At 67.6% G+C, this 20,767-nt stretch carries 16 protein-coding genes and 1 pseudogene; 4 read left to right on the top strand and 13 right to left on the bottom strand.

What is annotated here, in order from left to right; translation table 11 throughout:
- Positions 1-448, top strand: a 448-nt coding sequence (locus RT051_RS02685) for a hypothetical protein (RefSeq protein WP_313071175.1), incomplete at its 5' end; no start/stop codon positions are given.
- Between the two features lie 922 nt (positions 449-1,370).
- Here the strand turns inward: RT051_RS02685 and RT051_RS02690 are convergent.
- The 3 genes and pseudogenes from RT051_RS02690 to RT051_RS02700 all read right to left on the bottom strand — a co-directional run.
- On the bottom strand, positions 1,371-2,183 hold the full coding sequence (locus tag RT051_RS02690; protein ID WP_313071178.1) for an IS5 family transposase: 813 nt from the start codon (positions 2,181-2,183) through the stop codon (positions 1,371-1,373).
- A gap of 52 nt (positions 2,184-2,235) precedes the next feature.
- Positions 2,236-3,060, bottom strand: a complete 825-nt coding sequence (locus tag RT051_RS02695) for an undecaprenyl-diphosphate phosphatase (RefSeq protein ID WP_313071181.1) — start codon at positions 3,058-3,060, stop codon at positions 2,236-2,238.
- A 335-nt stretch (positions 3,061-3,395) separates the two neighbouring features.
- Positions 3,396-5,123: pseudogene (locus RT051_RS02700) on the bottom strand (FMN-binding glutamate synthase family protein); the annotation flags it as partial.
- Positions 5,124-5,289: 166 nt separating this feature from the next.
- Here RT051_RS02700 and RT051_RS02705 point away from each other — a divergent pair.
- Complete coding sequence (locus RT051_RS02705) at positions 5,290-6,639, top strand: MFS transporter (RefSeq protein WP_313071184.1); 1,350 nt, start codon at positions 5,290-5,292, stop codon at positions 6,637-6,639.
- On the opposite strand, the gene RT051_RS02710 is transcribed toward RT051_RS02705, so the two are convergent.
- The 4 genes from RT051_RS02710 to RT051_RS02725 all read right to left on the bottom strand — a co-directional run bounded on the left by RT051_RS02710 (position 6,536) and on the right by RT051_RS02725 (position 13,652).
- Positions 6,536-7,744 (bottom strand): FAD-dependent monooxygenase, encoded by a 1,209-nt coding sequence (locus RT051_RS02710; RefSeq protein ID WP_313071189.1) that lies wholly within the window; start codon positions 7,742-7,744, stop codon positions 6,536-6,538. The genes RT051_RS02705 and RT051_RS02710 overlap by 104 nt on opposite strands.
- Positions 7,745-7,799: 55 nt before the next feature.
- Positions 7,800-9,893 carry an EAL domain-containing protein gene (locus RT051_RS02715; protein ID WP_313071194.1) on the bottom strand — a complete coding sequence of 698 codons (2,094 nt, stop codon included), beginning with the start codon at positions 9,891-9,893 and terminating at the stop codon, positions 7,800-7,802.
- Between the two features lie 65 nt (positions 9,894-9,958).
- Positions 9,959-12,907 (bottom strand): aconitate hydratase, encoded by a 2,949-nt coding sequence (locus tag RT051_RS02720; RefSeq protein WP_313071197.1) that lies wholly within the window; start codon positions 12,905-12,907, stop codon positions 9,959-9,961.
- A 445-nt stretch (positions 12,908-13,352) separates the two neighbouring features.
- On the bottom strand, positions 13,353-13,652 hold the full coding sequence (locus tag RT051_RS02725) for an H-NS histone family protein (RefSeq protein WP_313071200.1): 300 nt from the start codon (positions 13,650-13,652) through the stop codon (positions 13,353-13,355).
- A 198-nt stretch (positions 13,653-13,850) separates the two neighbouring features.
- Here RT051_RS02725 and RT051_RS02730 point away from each other — a divergent pair, with 198 nt between their 5' ends.
- Positions 13,851-14,696 carry a symmetrical bis(5'-nucleosyl)-tetraphosphatase gene (locus tag RT051_RS02730; protein WP_313071205.1) on the top strand — a complete coding sequence of 282 codons (846 nt, stop codon included), beginning with the start codon at positions 13,851-13,853 and terminating at the stop codon, positions 14,694-14,696.
- Between the two features lie 121 nt (positions 14,697-14,817).
- On the opposite strand, the gene RT051_RS02735 is transcribed toward RT051_RS02730, so the two are convergent.
- Entirely contained in the window at positions 14,818-15,177 is a 360-nt protein-coding gene (locus tag RT051_RS02735) for a c-type cytochrome (RefSeq protein ID WP_313071208.1), read from the bottom strand.
- Here RT051_RS02735 and RT051_RS02740 point away from each other — a divergent pair.
- Complete coding sequence (locus RT051_RS02740) at positions 15,176-15,739, top strand: hypothetical protein (protein WP_313071213.1); 564 nt, start codon at positions 15,176-15,178, stop codon at positions 15,737-15,739. The two genes, RT051_RS02735 and RT051_RS02740, sit on opposite strands and share 2 nt — an antisense overlap.
- A gap of 224 nt (positions 15,740-15,963) precedes the next feature.
- Here the strand turns inward: RT051_RS02740 and RT051_RS02745 are convergent, their stop codons facing one another.
- The 5 genes from RT051_RS02745 to guaD form a co-directional block, all read right to left on the bottom strand.
- Positions 15,964-17,430: a DEAD/DEAH box helicase gene (locus RT051_RS02745; protein ID WP_313071218.1), complete on the bottom strand. Its 1,467-nt coding sequence runs from the start codon at positions 17,428-17,430 to the stop codon at positions 15,964-15,966.
- Between the two features lie 52 nt (positions 17,431-17,482).
- Positions 17,483-18,343: a neutral zinc metallopeptidase gene (locus tag RT051_RS02750; RefSeq protein WP_313071222.1), complete on the bottom strand. Its 861-nt coding sequence runs from the start codon at positions 18,341-18,343 to the stop codon at positions 17,483-17,485.
- A 64-nt stretch (positions 18,344-18,407) separates the two neighbouring features.
- Positions 18,408-18,668: a hypothetical protein gene (locus RT051_RS02755; RefSeq protein ID WP_313071226.1), complete on the bottom strand. Its 261-nt coding sequence runs from the start codon at positions 18,666-18,668 to the stop codon at positions 18,408-18,410.
- Between the two features lie 134 nt (positions 18,669-18,802).
- A complete protein-coding gene (gene dcd / locus RT051_RS02760) occupies positions 18,803-19,369 on the bottom strand; it encodes a dCTP deaminase (protein ID WP_313071230.1) in 567 nt (188 codons plus the stop codon).
- A gap of 110 nt (positions 19,370-19,479) precedes the next feature.
- On the bottom strand, positions 19,480-20,754 hold the full coding sequence (gene guaD, locus RT051_RS02765) for a guanine deaminase (protein WP_313071235.1): 1,275 nt from the start codon (positions 20,752-20,754) through the stop codon (positions 19,480-19,482).
- Positions 20,755-20,767 lie beyond the last annotated feature (13 nt).

Consider the following 20,767-nt stretch of genomic DNA (forward strand, 5'->3'; position numbering starts at 1 on the left):
GGATCGCGCGGGGCCCGAGGCGCTTAGCTACCACAACCTGAGCGGCCCGCCCTGGCTGGGCCCGGTACGCACTACTGCGACTGATGCTGAGGTTGTTTGGCGCGGCGTAGATCTAACTCAGGGTGAACGCGCGGCGCTGCACCTCGGCATAGCCGCATTGGACACGCGCTGCGAGTCGCTGAGATTAAACTTCGAAAACCAGTACGGCGAGAGGGCCTATCAGCGCGTGATATTGCGCGGTCGCCGAACTGACGCAGCTATCGCCATCGGCGTTTCAGCTTTGATCCTACCACTGCAACAGAATCGACAGGGCACGCTGCGGATTGGCTTCGAATGCCCTATTGCTGCTACGCTGCAGCTCGAAGAAGTCGCACTCTACCGCGTGAGCATGGGCCTACATTATGGAGCCCCGTTTGTTGAAACGCTTGTTGCGCCGGAAGCGCCATAACAGCGTTCCTTCAGGTGCCAGTCGCTTCGTCTTCGTCCTTAGTAGGTGCTCTCAGGATTTCTCACAATAAGAAGTGTTTTAGCACTACTAGCATTGAGCCTATTGCTGGTCATTCAATATGGAAGGCTGTCACCGATCAACCATTTTCTTAAAACAGAATCAGGCATATAAAGGAGATCAGATCGCGCTTCGCGCCAAGGTTGAATTTTTGCTTCGCGTCATCAAACACCAGTTCAGTCACAAAAAATACACCGCCTTGATATTGGCGGCGTATTGTACTTTTTATGCCATTATTAAGAGCAGCATGAACTTAGGTGGCGTAAGCGTGCCCACCCTTTAGCAAATTTAGCATTGATATTTTATTAGGAACGTACTCGATGTCGCAGTAATATTGCGAAAGAGCAGCAGACAATTGGAAGTCCAACTCATTACCCAATGTTAAGACAGCAATACAAACCTTTTTTCGTTAGAAAAATGTAATAAATTGTAAACCAACACTTCAGGGCAGCCAGCCACGCTCTAACAAAGAGAATATAGACCGTCATTGGTCAGGGCAGAAAGCTATGCAACAGGATGCGTCAGAATGTGTCAGTTTAGCCGGCCAGCGCAGATCATAAAAATTTGCATAAGGCTCTACCTGCCTTCCAACGTCGCTTCCTCCATTATCGCTAGGTATGGCGCCAGATCTTCAAATCTCTATCACTCAGATCACTCAAACACCGCCGCTTCATCGCAACAAGATGAAAAATTTTGCGCCGATATAAAGGCAAGTACATAGCAAGATTCTGAACAGTTGACCAACCGGATACGGAAATTGAAATTTGGTTTTTCCTTTCGGGCCAAACTGAACATTTCACCCTTCATTCAATAGCTGGCCGCCGCTGCTCCACGAGCGCTGAAAACAAAATCTCCTTAGAGGGTGTTATGAACTACTGGCGGAAGCTAGCAGCCGAGCGGCCTGGGGCAGCATGAGCACGGCAAAGACGAGGAAGTGCAGCCCGCTGAGTACCTCAGGCAGCCGCTCGTAATCCCGCGAGAGTCGACGAAAGCGCGCCAGCCAGCCGAAGCTGCGCTCCACCACCCAGCGCTTGGGCAAGAGCACAAAGCCTTTTTTCGCCTCAGGCAGCTTCACGATCTGCAGAGCAATGTCGTGTTCCTGCGCAGCCTCGCGCGCTTTCTCTCCTGTGTAGCCTTGGTCCGCCCATGCCATCTCGACCGTGTGGCCCGTGGCCTGCTGCGCTGCGGCGCAGAGGCGTTCGACCTGGGCCCTCTCCTGTTCGTCGGCCGGCGTGACGTGTAGCGCCAGCAGGTGGCCGAGCGTATCGACGGCCATGTGCACCTTGCTGCCTCGCCTGCGCTTGTAGCCGTCATAGCCCGCCCGAGGCCCGCTCTCACAGCTCGACTGCAGGGTGCGCCCGTCCAGCACGATTGCACTCGGCTGGCCCTGCCGGCCCTGGGCCACGCGGATGATGGAGCGCAGATCCGAGACCATCGCTTCAAAGCAGCCTGCCTCCACCCAGCGGCGGCTTTGCTGGTAGACCGCCTCCCACGGCGGGAAATCATTGGGCAACAAACGCCAGGGCGCGCCAGCACGCACCAGCCAGCGCAAGGCATTGAAGACTTCGCGCCGGTCGTGACGGCGCTGCGGCGCAGCTTCTTCCATTAGCATCAGGTAAGGGCCAGCAAAGCTCCATTCTTCGTCGCTGACATCTGTCGGGTAGGGCTTGCGGGGCATGGCCGCACTCTAGCCTCCCCACGGCTGGAGCGCTCAAAGTGCATAACACCCTCTAGTCCGCCCAGATCACCAGGCCCGACCACGCCGTGGCCAGCACCACCAGCCCGAAGGCGATGCGGTACCAGGCGAACAGCACGAAGCTGTGCGTGCTGATGTAGCGCAGCAGCCAGCGCACGCAGGCCCAGGCGCTGATGAACGAGAACACCAGCCCCACGGCGAACAGCGGCACATCGGCCGCCGACAAGAGGGCACGCTCCTTGTACAGGCTGTATGCGCCCGCGCCGATCAGCGTGGGGATGGCCAGGAAGAACGAATAATCCGTCGCCGCCTTGCGCGACAGGCCCAGCAGCATGCCGCCGATGATGGTCGCGCCGCTCCTGCTGGTGCCCGGCACCATGGCCAGGCACTGCACCAGGCCCACCTTGAGCGCATCGAGCGGGGCCATGTCGTCCACGCTCTGGATGCGCACCGCCGCCTGCTGGCGCCGCTCGGCCCACAGAATGACGAAGCCGCCCAGGATGAAGGTGCTGGCCACGACCACGGGGGTGAACAAATGCTCCTTGATGGCTTTGCCAAACAACAGCCCCAGCACCACGGCGGGCAGGAAGCCGATCAACACGTTGAGCGCAAAGCGCTGCGCCTGGCGCTGGCTGGGCAGCTGGACCAGCGTCTCGCGGATGCGCTGCCAGTACACCAGGATGACGGCGAAGATGGCGCCGGTCTGGATGGCGATGTCGAAGACCTTGGCCTTGGCGTCGTCAAAACCCAGCAGGCTGCCTGCCAGGATCAGGTGCCCCGTGGACGAGATGGGCAAGAACTCGGTCAGTCCCTCGACCACGCCCATGATGGCGGCCTTGAGCAGCAATACGGTATCCACGCGCTTTCTTCTCCTGATGAGCCCGCGCCGGCCAGGCCGGCAAAAAAGCGCGGATTATCCGCCTGCCCCGTGGCTCAACCGCCCAGCCGGGCTGACCTTCGCCCCGCTCACTGCTCGCCAGGCTCGCGCTTGCGCGTGCGCATCACGCCGTCCTCGGCCGCCGCCAGCGGGTCGCCCGGCGGGCGCTGGTCGGCGCCCGAGCCGGTCCACTGCGGTGGCACCTGCGAGGGCTGGGTGGTGGCCGGGTTGAAGCGCCGCGCCTGGTCCGGCACCAGCGCGCTTACCGGCTGCGGGCGCGGCGGGCGCTTGCGCGTGAGTTCCTGCGCGATCTGCACGGCCGACGCGGGCCGCCCGGCGATGGTCGGACGGATGCCCGGGCTGGCCTGCAGCTCTTCCTCGCTGGGCGTGCGCGGCGAGAAGCTGTGCGCGTCGGCCAGCGGCCAGTACAGCTTGTAGACGCTGTGCTGGTTCTCCAGATCGTCGAGCAGCGCGCCGAAGCGGATGGTCGGCATGACGGCCGACAGCAGGCGGATGCGCGAGCTGTCCACCCGGCGCACGATGTGGTGCGGGGTCAGCTGGTCGGGGTGCATCAGGCCGGCGGCCTGCAGCAATTCCTTCAGCGCATGCAGCGTGTTGGCGTGGTACTGCGCCACGCGCGTGGCCTTGTCGGGCACCACCAGGGCGCGCTCGCGCAGCGCGTCCTGCGTGGCGATGCCGGTCGGGCAGCGGCCGGTGTGGCAGACCTGCGCCTGGATGCAGCCCAGCGCCATCATGAAGCCGCGCCCGGAGTTGCACCAGTCGGCGCCCAGGGCGAACATGCGCGCCAGGTCGAACGAGTTGATGACCTTGCCGGCCGCGCCGATCTTGATGCGGTGGCGCAGGTTCACGCCGATCAGCGTGTTGTTGACCAGGTGCAGGCCCTCCTGCACCGGCGCGCCCATGTGGTCGGAAAATTCGATGGGCGCCGCGCCCGTGCCGCCCTCGGCACCGTCAACCACGATGTAGTCGGGCGTGATGTCGGTTTCCAGCATCGCCTTGACGATGGCGAACCACTCCCAGATGTGGCCGATGCACAGCTTGAAGCCGACCGGTTTGCCACCCGACAGCTCGCGCAGCTGCACGATGAAATGCATCAGCTCCACCGGCGTGGAGAAGGCGCTGTGCGACGAGGGCGAGATGCAGTCCATCCCTACCGGAATGCCGCGCGCCGCGGCGATCTCGGGTGTGACCTTGGCGCCGGGCAGCATGCCGCCGTGGCCCGGCTTGGCGCCCTGGCTGATCTTGATTTCGATCATCTTGACCTGCGGCTGGCGCGCCTGGGCGGCGAAGCGCTCGGGGTTGAAGCTGCCATCCTCGTTGCGGCAGCCAAAGTAGCCCGAGCCGATCTCCCAGATCAGGTCGCCGCCGTGCTCGCGGTGGTAGCGGCTGATGCCGCCCTCGCCCGTGTCGTGGGCGAAGCCGTCCATCTTGGCGCCCTGGTTCAGCGCCAGGATGGCGTTGGCCGACAGCGCGCCGAAGCTCATGGCCGAGATGTTGAACACGCTGGCGTTGTAGGGCTGGGTGCAGGGCGCGACGCCCTCCAGCGGCTCGCCCGGGCGCCCGCCGATCCAGATGCGGAAGTCGTGCGAGTCGATCTTGGTGGTCTGCATGGAGTGGTTGATCCACTCATAGCCCTTGGCGCCCACGTCCAGCTTGGTGCCGAAGGGACGCACGTCGGGCTCGCCCTTGGAGCGCTGATAGACCACCGAGCGCTGCGCGCGCGTGAAGGGCTCGCCCTTGTCCACGTCGCCCTCGATGAAGTACTGCCGGATCTCGGGGCGGATGAACTCCAGCCAGAAACGCATGTGGCCCAGGATGGGATAGTTGCGCAGGATGGCATGGCGCGTCTGGCGCAGGTCGCGCAGGCCCACCAGCGTGAGCAGCCCCGAGACGAGCAACAGCGCCAGCGCCACGCGGCTGAAAGGCGCCAGCAGCAGCCACAACGCGCTGGCCAGCGCCACCAGCACGCACAGGCCCAGCGTGCTGTAGCGCACGCTGTTGACGAAAAAGGCATGTAGCTTCATGGCAGTCCTTGCAGCAACCGGGCGGCACCTAGGCCGATGCGCCCGGCATGGGGGGCCTGCATTATTCCCCAGGGCCTGGCGGCACGCGCCGCCCTGTCGCCGGCTGGCCGGCGCCGCGCGGCACGGGCCTGCATGCGCGGCATTTCCCCTGTAGGCTGTAGCCCGCATGCCTGATGCCACCCCGCCCCGCACCCCGAGCCGCCTGTCGAGCGAGCACGCCGCCCTCTGGATGCTCGTCGCGCTGACCTCGGGCTTTGCCCTGAGCAATGCGTTTCGGACCGTGGCCGCCATCATGGCCGCGCCGCTGCAGGCAGAGTTCGCGCTGTCGCCGCAGGCGCTGGGCGTCTTCGCCGGCGCCTTTCACCTGGCCTTCGGCGCCATGCAGATCTTCATGGGCATCGGCATCGACCTGTACGGTGTGCGCCGCACCATCCTCACGGCCTTTCCGCTGGCCATCGCGGGCGCCGTGCTGTCGGCGCTGGCGCCCAGCTTCGGCTGGCTGACGCTGGCGCAGGTGCTGCTCGGCGTGGGCTGCGCCCCGGCCTTCCTGGTCTGCACCGTGTTCATTGCCCGGCACTTCGCGCCGCAGCGTTTTGCCTCCGTCTCGGGCATGGCCATGGCGGTGGGCACGCTGGGCATGCTGTTCACCGGAACACCGCTGGCCTGGCTGGTGGCCGGCTGGTCCTGGCGCGGGGGCTTCGTCGTGCTGGCGGCACTGGCGCTGGCGGCCTGGGCGTGGATGTGGCGCAGCGTGCACGAGCCCATGCAGGTCCCCGCAGCCGGCGCGGCGCCACGCGAATCGCTGCTGCAAGCCGTGGCGCGTTTCGGCACCCTGTTCACGCTGGCCCACACCTGGGGCATCGTGGTGCTGGGCGCCGCCACCTATGCCGCCCTGCTGTCGCTGCGCGGCCTGTGGCTGGGGCCGGCGCTGATCGAGCGCCACGGCTTTTCCCTGGTGGACAGCGGCAACGTGGCGCTGGCGCTGTCGGTGGTGGCGCTGTTCGGGCCCCTCGCTTTCGGCCGGCTGGACCCGGGGCCGGCGCAGCGCCGGCGCTGGCTGGTGGTCTGCACGCTGCTGATGGCTGTGCTGTTCGCCGTGCTGGCGCTGGGCCTGGCGGCGTGGCTGGACGTGGCGATGATGCTGGCCATCGGCCTGTTGTCGGGCTTCATCGTGCTGCAGTACGCGGACGTGCGCGCCGCCTATCCGGCCGAGCTCACCGGCCGCGCCATGGCGGTGTTCACCATGGCAATGTTCCTGGGCGTGGCGGCCATGCAGTGGTTCACCGGGCTGGTGGCCTCGCTGGCGCGGAGCCTGGGCGCCGGCGACCCGTACCTGCCCGTGATGGCCGCCATCGCCGCCGTGCTGGCGCTGGCCGCTGCTGCCTTCGCCTGGCTGCCGGCGCCGCCGCTGCTCAACTCCCCCGATACAACCAGGGCACGTCCAGCAACCGCTCACCGAACAACCCGAGCGCAGCATCGCGGCCCCAGCGCAGGGGGCCACGGGCGTGAAAGATGAGTCCGTTGCGGCGTGAGCGCGACTGCACCCGGGCGTTGCGCTGCCAGCGGTTGAGGGCGTAGCGGCGCAGCTGCTGCGCCGCCTCGGTGCCGGCCAGCGCCAGGGCCTGCTGCAGCTCGGCCGCGTCTTCGATCGCCATGCCCGCGCCCTGAGCCAGGTAGGGGCGCATGGGATGGGCGGCGTCGCCCAGCAACGCCACGCGCCCGCCCGCCATCTCGTGCGGGCCGGCCACCGGGGGGCGGTCGAGCAATGGCCACAGCCGCCAGCCGCTGCCGGTCTGCGGCACGGCGCGCACCAGGTCCTGCAGCGGCGCGCAGGTGCGTGCCAGGGCGTCCTCCAGCTCGGCGGCATTGGCGCCATGGTCCCAGGCGTCCAGGTCTGCGGGCGCTTGGCCATGGCGGATGGCGATCACGTTAAGTAGCTCACCCCGGCGCAGCGGGTAGTGCACCACGTGCAGGCGCGGGCCCAGCCAGGCCGTCACGTGCATGGAGCGCAGCGCCGCCGGCAGCTCGCTCTGGCGCACCACGGCGCGGTAGGCCAGGTGCCCCGACGGGCGTGCCGGGGTCTCGCCCAGCAGCTGGGCGCGCACGCGGCTGCGCAGGCCGTCGGCGCCGATCAGCGCCTCGCCCGCCACGTCCAGCAGCCCGCCGCCCCCGGCGCGTTCGAGCTGCAGGGCGACGCCGCCGGGCTCCTGCCGGTGCTGCACCACGGTGTGGCCGGTGTGCAGCTCCACCCCTGGCTGCTGCTGCACGGCGCGCAAGAGCAGGCCGTGCAGGTCGGCGCGGTGGATGGTGGCGTAGGGCGCGCCGTAGCGCTCGGCGATGCTGCGGCCCAGGCGCATGCCGGCCAGCTGGCGCCCGCTGTGGGCGCTGCGCACGGCCAGCTGCTCGGGGAAGGTGGCCACCGCCTGCAACGCATCCTGCAGGCCCCAGGCCTGCAGCGGCCGCACGACATTGGGGCCGAGCTGCACGCCCGCGCCCACTTCGGTGAAGTCGGCCGCGCGCTCGTAGAGCCGGGCCTGCCAGCCGGCCTGCGCGCTGGCGAGGGCGGCGGCCAGCCCTCCGATGCCACCGCCGGCGATCAGGATGCGTTGTCTTTGCTGCATGGCGCGATTGTGCTTGCGCCGCGCCCGGACTGGGCGGTGGCGCCGTTTTGCGCGATCAGCAACCCTGCGTGGCGGCGCCTTCCAGGAGCTGCTGCAGCGCCTGCACCGGCATGGGCCGCCCGAACAGATAGCCCTGGAAGGACAGGCAGCCCTGGCCGCGCAGGAAGTCGAGCTGGCCCGGCGTCTCGACACCCTCGGCCAGGGCGTCCAGGTCGAGACTGTGCGCCAGCGCCAGGATGGTGCGCACGATGGCCGCGTCGTTGGGGTCGGTCAGCACGTCGCGCACGAAGGCCCGATCGATCTTGAGCTGGTCCAGCGGCAGCCGCTTGAGATAGGACAGGGAGGAATAGCCGGTGCCGAAGTCGTCGAGCGAAAAGCGCACGCCATCGGCACGCAGGTCCTGCATGCGCGCGATCATCTCCTCGGTATCGGTCAGCAGCAGGCTTTCGGTCAGCTCCAGGCACAGAAGCTCGGCGCATGCACCGCTGGCGCGCAGGGCGGCGCGCACCTGCCCGGCAAAGCTGGCCTGGCGGAACTGGCGCACGCTCACGTTGACCGACAGCACCATGGAGCGCATCGCCGGCTGGCGCGCCCAGGCCGCCAGCTGCGCGCAGGCGGTTTGCAGCACCCAGGCGCCCAGCGGCAGGATCAGCCCGCTCTGCTCGGCCAGCGCGATGAATTCGCCCGGCAGCACCAGGCCGCGCTGCGGATGGTTCCAGCGCACCAGCGCCTCGGCGCCTCGGATGGTGCCCGCGCTGTCCACCACCGGCTGGTAATGAAGCACCAGCTCGCCGGCTTCCAGGGCGCTGCGCAGCTCAGACTCCATCTGCGTGCGCGCGTGCATCTGCGCCAGCAGACCCGGGTCGAACAGGCGCTGCGCGTTGCGGCCTGCTGCCTTGGCCTGGTACATGGCGAAATCGGCCTGCTTGAGCAGCTCCTCGGCCGTTTGCGCCGGATGCGCGAACACGGTCAGGCCGATGCTGGGCGTGGTGTGGTAGTTGAGCTGGTCGCCCAGCCGGTACGGCAGCGACAGCGCCTCGGCGATCAGGCAGCCCAGGCGCTCGGCATCGCGCCGCGCCTGCTGCGGCGCGGTGGCCAGTCCCTCGGCCAGCACCACGAATTCATCGCCGCCAAAGCGCGCCACGGTGTCGCCGGCACGCACGGCGGCGCGCAGGCGCTGGGCGACGCGGTTGAGCAGCTCGTCGCCCCGGTCGTGGCCGCGCGTGTCGTTGAGGGCCTTGAAATTGTCCAGGTCGATGAACAGCAGGGCGGCGTGGCGACCGCTGCGCTCCAGGCCCATGCGCACCTGCTGCAAGCGGTCGAGCAGCAGGCGGCGGTTGGGCAGGCCGGTGAGCGAGTCGTAGAACGCCATTTGGGCGATGGCGCTCTCCGAGCGCTTGCGCTCGGAGATGTTGCGGCCCACGCCACGGTAGCCCAGGAACTGGCCCATTCCATCGACGATGGGCTCGCCGCTCAGGGCGATCCAGGAGACGGCGTCCTGCGCGTCCAGGTATTTGAGCTCCAGCTCCCGGAAGGTGCTGCGGGCGGCCAGCAGGTGCCGGTGCGCGGCCCAGTCGGCCTCGTCCATGTTGGCGGCGCCCACCTCCCACAGGGTGCGCCCGCGCAGGCCCTGCAGCCGGGCGTCCCCGCGCGCGGCAACGCCGGCGATGTCGGCGAAGCGGCCCTCGGCGTCCTGCTCCCAGTACCAGTCGGAGGACAGGTCGCACAGGCTGCGAAAGCGCGCCTCGCTGCGCCGCAGCTCGGTCTGCACGTGCACGTAGTCGCTCACGTCGGCAAAGGTGCGCACCAGGCCGCCGCCGGGCAGGGTCTTGGTGCGCACTTCCAGGATGCGGCCGTCGCGCGTCTGGCGCTGATAGACGTCGGGCGAGACGGCGACGGCGCCCTCCTGGATGTAGTCGCGCCCGCGCGGGTCCACCAGGGTGCAGTGCCCGCCGAAGTCGCCCCGGCCCAGCTGCAGCCGGGTCAGCTCGGCCAGGGTGGGTCGGGTGGCCATCAGCGCCTCCGGGAAGCCGAGCAGCTCCAGCACGCGCTCGTTGTAGACGACCACCCGCCCCTCGGGGTCGGTCTGCAGGATGCCCTGGCTCATGCTGGCCAGCGCCGTGCGCAGGTGCGCCAGTTGCTCATGCATGGTGAGCTGCACCGGGCACGGCTCGGGCCCGTGCGCTGCCGGCGCCACGCAGACCTCGCAGGCCATCACCCCACCAGCAGTTGGCGCAGCACGTACGGCAGGATGCCGCCGGCGCGGTAGTAGTCCACCTCGATGGGCGTGTCGATGCGCAGGGTGAGCGTCACCTCCTGGGCCACGCTGCCATCGGCCCGGCGCACGACCATGCGCGCTTCGCTTTGCGGCGTCAGCTCGGGGTCGGGGATGATGTCGATGATCTCGTCGCCCTTCAAGCCCAGGCTCTGCCAGGAGTCGTTGCCGCGGAACTGCAGCGGCAGCACGCCCATGCCCACCAGGTTGGAGCGGTGGATGCGCTCGAAGCTCCTGGCCACCACGGCCTTGATGCCCAGCAGCTGAGTGCCCTTGGCCGCCCAGTCACGGCTGGAGCCGGTGCCGTACTCCTCGCCCGCCAGAACCACCGTGGTCGCGCCGTTGTCCATGTAGCGCATGGCGGCGTCGAAGATGGACATCTTCGCTCCCTGGTCGGGGCCCTCGCCCTGGTACAGGGTCAGGCCGCCCTCCTCGCGCGAGCCGTCCTCGGCGGCCGGGATCATCAGGTTCTTGATGCGCACGTTGGCGAAGGTGCCGCGCATCATGACCTCGTGGTGGCCGCGGCGCGAGCCGTAGCTGTTGAAGTCCAGGCGCTCCACGCCGTGCTCCATCAACCACCGGCCAGCGGGACCGTCCTGCTTGATGGCGCCGGCCGGAGAGATGTGGTCGGTGGTGATGGAGTCGCCAAACAGCGCCATGATGTGCGCGCCCTGCACTGATGCAGTGTCATTTTGGCCTCCAGCGCGCGCCACACCTGCGCTTCCAGCTCCTGAAATGATAGCAAAATTATCAAAGTACGGCGGCTCGGCGATATAGGTGCTTTGCGGCCAGGAGTAGACCTCGCCCGTCACCCCGCGGATAGAGTTCCACAGCGCGCCGGGGTCAGTCTTGACCTTCGCGTAGTTCTCGCGGAAGGCCTGGCCGTTCATGGCGAAGTTCATCAGCGCGTGGATTTCCTCGCTGGTGGGCCAGATGTCGCGCAGGAAAATCTCGCGCCCGTCCTTGCCCTTGCCCAGGCACTGCGTGGTCAGGTCGCGCAGCATGGTGCCGGCGATGGCGTAGGCGACCACCAGCGGCGGGCTAGCCAGGAAGTTGGCCTTGATGTTGGGGTGGATGCGCGCCTCGAAGTTGCGGTTGCCCGACAGCACCGCCGCGCACACCAGGTCGTTGCGCGTGATCACGTCGTTGATCTCGGGCGCCAGGTCGCCGGCGTTGCCGATGCAGGTGGTGCAGCCGTAGCCGGCCAGGGCGAAGCCGAGCTTTTCCAGGTAGGGCAGCAGGCCGGCCTGGGTCAGGTACTCGGTCACCACGCGCGAGCCGGGGGCCAGCGAGGTCTTGATGTGTGGCTGCACGGTCAGGCCCGCCTCCACCGCTTTCTTGGCCAACAGGCCCGCCGCCAGCAGCACGCTGGGGTTGGAGGTGTTGGTGCAGCTGGTGATGGCGGCGATCAGCACGTCGCCATTGCCGATACTGAAATCGGCCTCCTCTTCGGGCAGCGCCGTGGCCCCAGCCGCCTCGTCGTGCATCAGCTCGCGCTTGGGTTTGTTGTTCTCCATCTCCTCCAGGAAGCGTGGCGCGCCCGGGGGCGTGGGCGTCTCGCGCGGGGGCAGCTCCTGGGGGGCGTCGCCGTGGCGCACGTGGTGGCGGGTCTTGAGCATCTCGGCAGGCTGGTTGAAGCCGCCGTCGGACATGGGCTTGGAAAACAGCGAGGTGAACTGGCGGCAGACGTTGTCGAGCTCGATGCGGTCCTGTGGGCGCTTGGGGCCGGCCAGGCTGGGCGTGACGTTGGCCAGGTCCAGTCGCACCACCTGCGAGTACTCGATCTCGCCCGCCCCGGGCACGCCGAACAGGCCCTGGGCACGGAAATAGGCTTCCAATGCCTCGATGTCCTCCTCGCTGCGGCCCGTGCCGCGGAAATAGTCGAGGGTCTTCTCGTCGACTGGAAAGAAGCCCATGGTCGCGCCATACTCGGGCGCCATGTTGCCGATGGTGGCGCGGTCGGGCACGGCCAGCGAACGCGTGCCTTCGCCGAAGAACTCGACGAACTTGCCCACCACCTTGGCCTTGCGCAGCATCTCTGTCACGGTGAGCACCAGGTCGGTGGCCGTCACGCCCTCGCGCAGCTGGCCCGTCAGCTCGAAGCCCACCACGTCGGGCGTCAGCAGGTACACGGGCTGGCCCAGCATGGCCGCCTCGGCCTCGATCCCGCCCACGCCCCAGCCCACCACGCCGATGCCGTTGATCATGGTGGTGTGGCTGTCGGTGCCGACCAGGGTGTCGGGGTAGAACGTGCCGTCCTTGCCGCCGTGCACGCCGGGCGCGAGGAACTCCAGATTGACCTGGTGCACGATGCCGAAGCCAGGAGGCACGACGCCGAAGGTGTCGAAGGCCTGCATGCCCCACTTCATGAATTCGTAGCGCTCGCGGTTGCGATGGAATTCGAGCTTCATGTTCAGGTCGAGCGCGTCGGGCGTGCCGTAGTGGTCCACCATGATGGAGTGGTCCACCACCAGGTCGACAGGCACCAGCGGCTCGATGCGGCGCGGCTCCTTGCCCAGGCGCTCGGCGGCGCTGCGCATGGCCGCCAAGTCCACCAGCAGCGGCACGCCGGTGAAGTCCTGCAGCACGACGCGCGCCACGATGAAGGGAATCTCGTCCTTGCGCGGCGCGGTGGGGCTCCACTGCGCCAGCTGGGCCACGTGCTCGGCAGTCACCTTGCGGCCATCGCAGTTGCGCAGGACCGATTCGAGAACGATGCGAATCGAGACCGGCAGACGATCGATGCCCGGAAATTGCCGCGCCAGCGCCGGCAGGGAATAAAAATGGCCCTGCCTCCCCGATGCGGTGGTGAAACTCTCGACGGTATGAGCGAACGCGTGCCCGGTATCGCGGCCTTGCGTGGGGGTTTCGGGGGATGGCACAGACATGTAGTTACTCCGGATTCATGGGGACAGAGCACCATTCTGGCAGCGCTGGGCGATTGCGCCAATCCATGGCCCCCCCGCGGAGCGCCCCGGGGCAAAAAGCGGTTTTGTCTGACACGCCCCGGCCCGGGTCAACCCGGCTGCGACCCTGGCACGGGTCCGGAAATGACCGTGCGCGCGGCGCTTCGAAACACCGGGCGCGGGTGCAATGGGCTTTCCACGGCCCAACCCGTTTCTTTGGCTTTCACCCTTCACCCCCTGCGATTCGATGGCCCGTTCCAATCTTCATCAGCCTTTCAAGTCATCCGTATAAATACGCATGCATTGCGGATGGAGAAACAAAATCCGTCCCTGCGCGAAGGTTGCAGTGGAACCCATGAAAAACGGCGCACCTAAAGGTGCGCCGTCTTGCTTGCCGAATCAGGACCGGCGCTTGGCCGGTGCCGCTTCAAATGGCGAATTGTTCGCGATCCTGGTTCTGGATCCACTTCGGCGGCTTGCCCCGGCCGGTCCACGTCTGGCCGGTGGAGGGATTGCGGTATTTGGGAGCCACCTTCGAGCCCGTGACGGTACCGGCGCGGGCGGCGCGGCCGGTGGGAAACACGTCCTGCTGGCTCAGGCCGTATTCGGCAATCAGATCGCGCACCTGCGTCAAGGCAGTGGACAACTCGCGCTGGCGCGCTTCGCTGATCTGCCGATCCAGCGCTTCACGTTGTTTCAGGAGGTCTTTGTAGCTGGTGGAGTCCATGGCGTTGAATATGAGGTGGTTGAAGTAATGGGACTGAAGCAATGGCGCGGATTATATGCACACCAACGGCGGTGCGCGCAACAGATGGGAAAGAATATCCATTGCGGCGATCACCTACGGAGCCTCTGCATTCCATTTATGGTGGGCCCGGCAATGTGCGCGACAATCGCCTCCACTCCTCAACGAACTGGTCTGCAGATGAGCATTTACTGCGTGGGCGATATCCAGGGCTGTGACGACGCATTCGAGCGCCTGCTGGCGCACATCGGGTTTTCACCGAGCAGGGACACGCTTTACCTGCTGGGCGACCTCACCAATCGTGGCCCGGCCTCGGCCCAAGTATTGCGCCGCTGCCGGCAAATGGAAGGCAGCGTGCTGCCTCTCCTGGGCAACCACGACCTGCATCTGCTCGCCGTGGCCCAGGGCGTGCGCACGCCGTCCAGGCGCGACACGCTGGACGGGGTTTTGCAGGCGCGAGACCGGGCCGACCTGCTGGACTGGCTGAGGCGCCAGCCCCTGGCACGGCGCCTGCGGCATGGCGGCCAGGAGCTTCTGATGGTGCACGCGGGCGTGCTGCCCCAGTGGGACGCGGACCGCACGCTGCACCTGGCCGCCGAGGTGCAGGACTGCCTGCGCGGCCCCGGTCTGGCGGCCTTTCTGCAGCAGATGTACGGCAACGAACCCGCCTGCTGGAGCGACGACCTGCAAGGTGCCGACCGCCTGCGCGTGGTCGTGAACGCCCTGACCCGGCTACGTTTTTGCACGCCCGAAGGCCGCATGGACTTCGACAGCGCCGAGAGCGCCGACCAGCCCCCTCCCGGGCTGCTGCCCTGGTTCGAGGCGCCCGGGCGCCGCACTGCCGGCACGCTGGTGGCGTTTGGCCACTGGTCCACCCTGGGGTGGCTGGACCGGCCCGACTTGCTGGGGCTGGACACGGGCTGCGTCTGGGGCGGCTGCCTGAGCGCCGTGCGCTTTGGCGCGACGCTGGCCGAACGCGAACACTGCAAGGTGGATTGTCCTCAGGCCCAGAGGCCGGGCGCCTGAGTAAAACACAAGGTTTCTGACGCCAATCCCTTTCCAGGCAACGATTGTTTGCTATAAAAAAAGCCGGCGCAGCTGCCTTGCAGCGCGCCGGCGGATGGGGCTTTCAGTGGAAAGCCGGGCTTCAGCCTGCCTGGCCGACCATGTAGTTCACGGCGGATTTGACCTCGTCGTCAGACAGGTTGGTCGCGCCGCCCTTCGGGGGCATCACGCCCTTGCTGCCGGTGTAGCCCTGGATGGCGTGCTTGTACAGCGTGTCCTTACCCTGCGCGATGCGCGGGCCCCAGTCGGCCTTGTCACCCAACTTGGGTGCGCCGGCAATGCCGGCGCCGTGGCAGGCGAAGCAGGTCTTGTCATACACGCCCTTGCCGGCATCGGCCGAGGCAGTCGCCGCCCCGCCTGCAGCGGCGCCCGAGGCAGCTGCCCCTGTCGAGGAGGCACCGGTGGTGCCACCCGCCGCACCCGGACTGCCGCTCGTGCCCATGGCACCCGTTCCGCCCGTTGTGGGCGAGCTCGCACCGGCCGCGCTGCCGGCGGCGGCTCCCGTCCCGGGAGCGCCTGCGGAGCTGGAATCGCTCGCCGCCGGTGCCGTGGTCGTGGTTGCGCCATCGGGTGTGCTGCCGGTGCCGGTGGTGCTGCTCGAACCGGAGACGCCCATGCTGGCGGTGTCGGTGCTGCTGGTGTCCGTGCCAGTGCCCGTGCTGGAACTGGAGCTGGCATCACCCGAAGTGGAGCTGCCCGTGCTGGCACTGCTGTCGGCCGGCGCCGTGGTCGCCGGCCCGGAGGCTGGAGCCGACATGGGCGCAGGTGCGGCCGGGGTGGACGTGTCGTTCTTGCCGCAGGCAGCCAGCAGCACGGCTGAACAGGCCAGTGCCATCGTGAGAGTCATCTTGTGGTTCATGGAAGCCTTTCCGTCGATCGGTGGGTTACAGGATCGGCGATGCGCCATGCATGAGGGACAGCACACCCCGCCGTGCGCCCCAGCCCGGCCCGGACCAGGGACGCGCAAGAGAGAAGTTCCTCCATATCGAGGCTCGCATTCGTAAGACAGGACGAAAACGGGCCATAGGAATGTGCCTCCCGAGGCCATTGACCTGCGCGGCATTGAGGTGGCGCCCCATGAAAAATGGCCGCCTCACCGAAAGAACCGGTGCAGGCGGCCATCGAGGGCCTGTCACTCATCCGCTCAGCCCGTGGGGGCCCACAGGCCATGCAATGCCGGGCGTGGTGAGCGGCGAAAGCGGTGCACGGCGGACGCCGCGCAGCCGAACTACCCTTGCTGCGGCGCGGTGGAAGCCGCGGCCGGGGCCTTGAACAGCGCCGCGAGCTTGCGGCGGGGCTTGATGTTGGCCGAGATATTGTTGCGCGTGGAGGCGGCGCCACGAGGGGCGGCCTCCCAGGTGGCCGAAGCGGGGGCGGCGCTCGGCTCGTAGGGCCTGTCGAAGAACGGATCGCGCGAGGCGGACGGCTGGCGGTGTCCGCTGCTGCGCGTGCTGCGCGGCACGGGTGCAGATGTGGATGCAGGCGCCGCGGCCCCTTCCTCGCCTTCCCGCCAGGCGCGGCGCCCGTCGTTGAAGCGACCGCGCGGGCGCTCCTCCTCCAGCTCGATGGGTTCGAGCTCGATCTTCTTCTTGATGAGTTTTTCGATGTCGCTCACCAGGCGGGCGTCGCTGCCCGAGACCAGCGTCACCGCCAGGCCCGAGGCGCCGGCACGGCCGGTGCGTCCGATGCGGTGTACGTAGTCTTCGGCGTTGAAGGGCACGTCGTGGTTGAAGACCGCAGGCACGTCCTTGATGTCCAGGCCGCGCGCGGCCACGTCGGTGCATACCAGCAGGTCCACTTCGCCGGCCTTGAAGGATTCGAGCGCCTTCAGGCGTTCGTCCTGGCTCTTGTCGCCGTGCAGGGCGGCCGTCTTGAGGCCGTCGCGCTCCAGGGAGCGGGCCAGCCGCGCGCAGCCCAGCTTGCTGTTGACGAAAACAAAGGCCTGGCGCAGCTCGCGGTCCTTGAGCACCTTGCGGATGGCGCGGCGCTTGTCGTCGCCGTCGACGCTGAAGAAACGCTGCTCCACCGTGGAGGCGGTCTCGTTGGGCCGCGCGACCTCGATGGTGATGGGGTCCTGCAGGTAGCTGCCTGCCAGGCGCTTGATCTCGGGCGAGAACGTGGCCGAGAACAGCAGCGTGGTGCGCTGCTTGGGCAGGTACGACAGGATGCGCTGCAGGTCGGGCAGGAAGCCGATGTCCAGCATGCGGTCGGCCTCGTCCAGCACCACGTACTCGACCTGGTTCAGGACGGCGTTCTTGGCCTCGATGTGGTCCAGCAGCCGGCCGGGCGTGGCCACCAGCACCTCCACGCCCTTTTTCAACTCCAACGTCTGGGGCTTCATGTCCATGCCGCCAAAGACCACCGTGCTGCGCAGCTTGGTGTGTTTGGCGTACAGGGCGATCTGCTGGGCGACCTGGTCGGCCAGTTCGCGCGTGGGCAGCAGCACCAGGGCCCGCACCGGGTGGCGGGCGGGGGATGCAGAGCTGTTTTCATGCTTGAGCAGGCGCTCGAGCAAGGGCAGGGAGAAGGCGGCCGTCTTGCCGGTGCCCGTCTGCGCCGCGCCCATCACGTCTTTGCCGGTCAGCACGACGGGAATGGCCTGCGCCTGGATCGGCGTCATGGTCTCGTAGCCCATTTCGGCTACGGCGCGCTTGAGCGGTTCAGCAAGCGCCAGTGTGGAATAAGCTTGTGTCATCAAGCTGCTATTGTCGCACTGCAACAAAAAACGGGCCAAGTTCAGGAGACTCTCAGAGCGAGCCGGCGTTGAATGTGTCGCAGGATTGCACACTGCCCGTCTTGTAACCCTGCGTGAACCAGTGCACGCGCTGCGCGCTGCTGCCATGCGTGAAGGCATCGGGGCGCACCGTGCCACTGCTGCGCCGCTGCAGGGTGTCGTCGCCGATCTGCTGCGCGGCGTTGATGGCCGACTCGATATCGCCTTCATCCAGCCAGTTGCGCGCCTGCTGCGAGTGCCGCGCCCAGATGCCGGCATAGCAGTCGGCCTGCAGCTCCAGCCGTACCGACAGGGCGTTCTGCTCGCGCTGGCTCACGCGGCCGCGCCGGCCGTCCACCTGCGCGGTGGTGCCCAGCAGCGTCTGCACGTGGTGGCCCACCTCGTGCGCCACCACGTAGGCACGGGCGAACTCGCCCGGCGCACCCAGCTGGCGGCTCATGGTGTCGAAAAAGTCCATGTCCAGATAGACCTTGTGGTCGCCCGGGCAGTAGAACGGGCCCATGGCGCTCTGGCCCGTGCCGCAGGCGGTGGGCGTGGCGCCGCGAAACAGCACCAGCCGCGGCGCCTGATACTGCGCGCCGCCCTGCTGGAAGACCTGGCTCCACACGTCCTCGGTGGACGCCAGCACGGTGGAGACGAAGGCCGCCTGCCGGTCGCCTTCGGGCGGGCGCTGGGCCGGCGCCTGCTCCGTCTGCGGGGCGCCGCCGCCCGACAGCATGCCGATGGTGGTCAGCGGGTTGATGCCGAACACGCCCCAGCCGATCAGGGCCACCACCACGGTGCCGATGCCGATGCTGCGTCCGCCGATGAAGCCGCCCCCGCCACTGCGGCGGTCCTCGACATTGTCGGATTCGCGATTGCCTTCCCATCTCATGGTGCGGTCCCGGGCTGGTGGAATGGACTGGCCGAGGCGAAGCGCGCTGGCGCGCTCCCGGCGCTCACTGCGAGGCCAGCAGCGTGCCCTGCAAGGCAGGCACGTCGCGCGGCTGCAGCGTGGTGGTCACATACTTCGCGGCCTGGGCCTCGGCATCGCGCACATGCCGCTCCATGACCATGTCAAAGGTCAGCAGCTGCAGGGCAATGACCCCCACGCCGGCAAGCACCGCCCAGGTGGCCACGCGGCCGCCGGAAGGCCCCCGGTCGACAGGAACGTCCGAGGATGCATGGGAGGAAGAGTCGAAGGTTTCGGGGGTGGCCATGGGGAGCTCCAGAGAGGCGAAAAGTCTGGAGCCGATGCTAGGCAGCGCCCCGGGCCGCACCCTGCAGTCCACAGCCCGTGCCTGCGTAGGACGGCTGCCGAGCGCACTGCCGGCGGCCGCTCGGCGCGTGGCTCTCAAGCGCGGGGCAGCGTCACCCCGTGCTGGCCCTGGTACTTGCCGTTGCGGTCGCGGTAGCTGACCTCGCACTCCTCGTCACCCTGGAAAAACAGCACCTGCGCGCAGCCCTCACCAGCGTAGATCTTGGCCGGCAGCGGCGTGGTGTTGGAGAACTCCAGCGTCACATAACCCTCCCACTCGGGTTCGAAGGGCGTGACGTTGACGATGATGCCGCAGCGCGCATAGGTGCTCTTGCCCAGGCAGATGGTGAGCACGTCGCGCGGAATGCGGAAATACTCCATCGTGCGCGCCAGCGCGAAGCTGTTGGGCGGGATGATGCAAAAGTCACCCTCGAAGTCGACGAAGCTTTTTTCATCGAAATTCTTCGGGTCCACCACGGTGCTGTGGATGTTGGTGAAGACCTTGAATTCGCGCGCGCAGCGGATGTCGTAGCCGTAGCTGCTGGTGCCGTAGCTGATGATCTTGCGGCCGTCCTGCTCGCGGATCTGGCCGGGCTCGAACGGCTCGATCATGCCGTGCTGCTCGGCCATGCGGCGGATCCATTTGTCGCTCTTGATGCTCATGGCGGGCTCAACTCCTGGCGCGGATGTGGTTGGATAACGGTTGATTTACTATCATAATGATAGCTGTTGGTGGTTGCCTGACAAGGGCGCAGGGCCGATTTGACCAAAAATCAGGCAATGACGGTGCGCTCGACCGTCCGATCATCGCCCAGCACGATCATGGCAAACAGCAGCTCGGCCAGGTTTTGCGCGGCCTGGGTGCGCCGCGCCAGCAGCGGCGTGGCGCGCGGGTTCAGCACGACGAAGTCCGCCTCGCAGCCCGGCTGCAGGTTGCCGACCACACCCTGCAACCCCAGCGCCTGCGCCGCGCCGGCCGTGTGCTGCCACCACAAGTGCTCGGGCGCCAGCGACAGGCCGGGCCTGGTCTGGCCCTCGCGGCCGACGTAGTAGGCGGCCAGCATGGTGCGGAACGGGCTGAAGGACGTGCCCCCGCCCACGTCGCTGGCCAGGCCGTAGGCCATGCCCGCGCGCTCGGCCGCGGCGTAGTCAAAGAAGCCGCTGCCCAGAAACAGGTTGCTGGTCGGGCTGACGGCGGCGGCGGCGCCGGTCTCGCGCATCAGCGCGCGGTCGGCGTCGTCCAGGTGGATGCAGTGGGCGTAGATGGCCCGCTCGCGCAACAGGCCGCAGTCGCCATATACGCCCAGGTAGCTGCGGGAGGCCGGGAACAGTTCGCGCGCCCAGCGGATCTCGTCCACGTTTTCGGCCACGTGCGACTGGATCCACACACCAGGGTGGCGCGCGGCGATCTCGCCGGCGCCGGCCAGCTGGGCCGGCGTGCTGGTGGGGGCAAAGCGCGGCGTGATGGCGTAGCCCAGCCGGTCCACGCCGTGCCAGCGGTGGATCAGCGCCTCGGTGTCGATCAGCGACTGCTCGGTCTGGTCGCGCACGCCGTCGGGCGAATGGCGGTCCTGCAGCACCTTGCCGCCGATCAGCCGCAGGCGGCGCGCGCGGGCCTCGGCCATCAGCGCATCGACCGAGCCGGGGTGCGAGGTGGCAAACGCCAGCGCCGTGGTCACGCCGTTGCGCGCCAGCTCGTCCAGGAAGAAGCGCGCCACGCCGGCGGCGTACGCGGGGTCGGCAAAGCGCGACTCGTGCGGGAAGGTGTAGGTCTCCAGCCAGGGCAGCAGACCGTCGGCGGGCGAGCCGATAACGTCCGTCTGCGGGAAGTGGATGTGCAGGTCGACAAAGCCCGGCGCGATCAGGCGGCCGGGCCAGTGCGTCACCGGCTGGCCGGCGTGGCGCGCGGCCAGCGCCTGCCAGGGGCCGGCGGCCACCACGCGCTGCACGCCGCGCTCATCAGGGGCGGTGGCCAGCAGGCCGTCTTCGTCGTACAGGGCCGAGCCATCGTCGGCAAAGCGCAGCAGCGCGGATCGGTACAGATGCATGGCCGCCACTGTA

The sequence above is a fragment of the Melaminivora sp. genome, assembly GCF_032059615.1.
Lineage (GTDB): Bacteria > Pseudomonadota > Gammaproteobacteria > Burkholderiales > Burkholderiaceae_C > Melaminivora.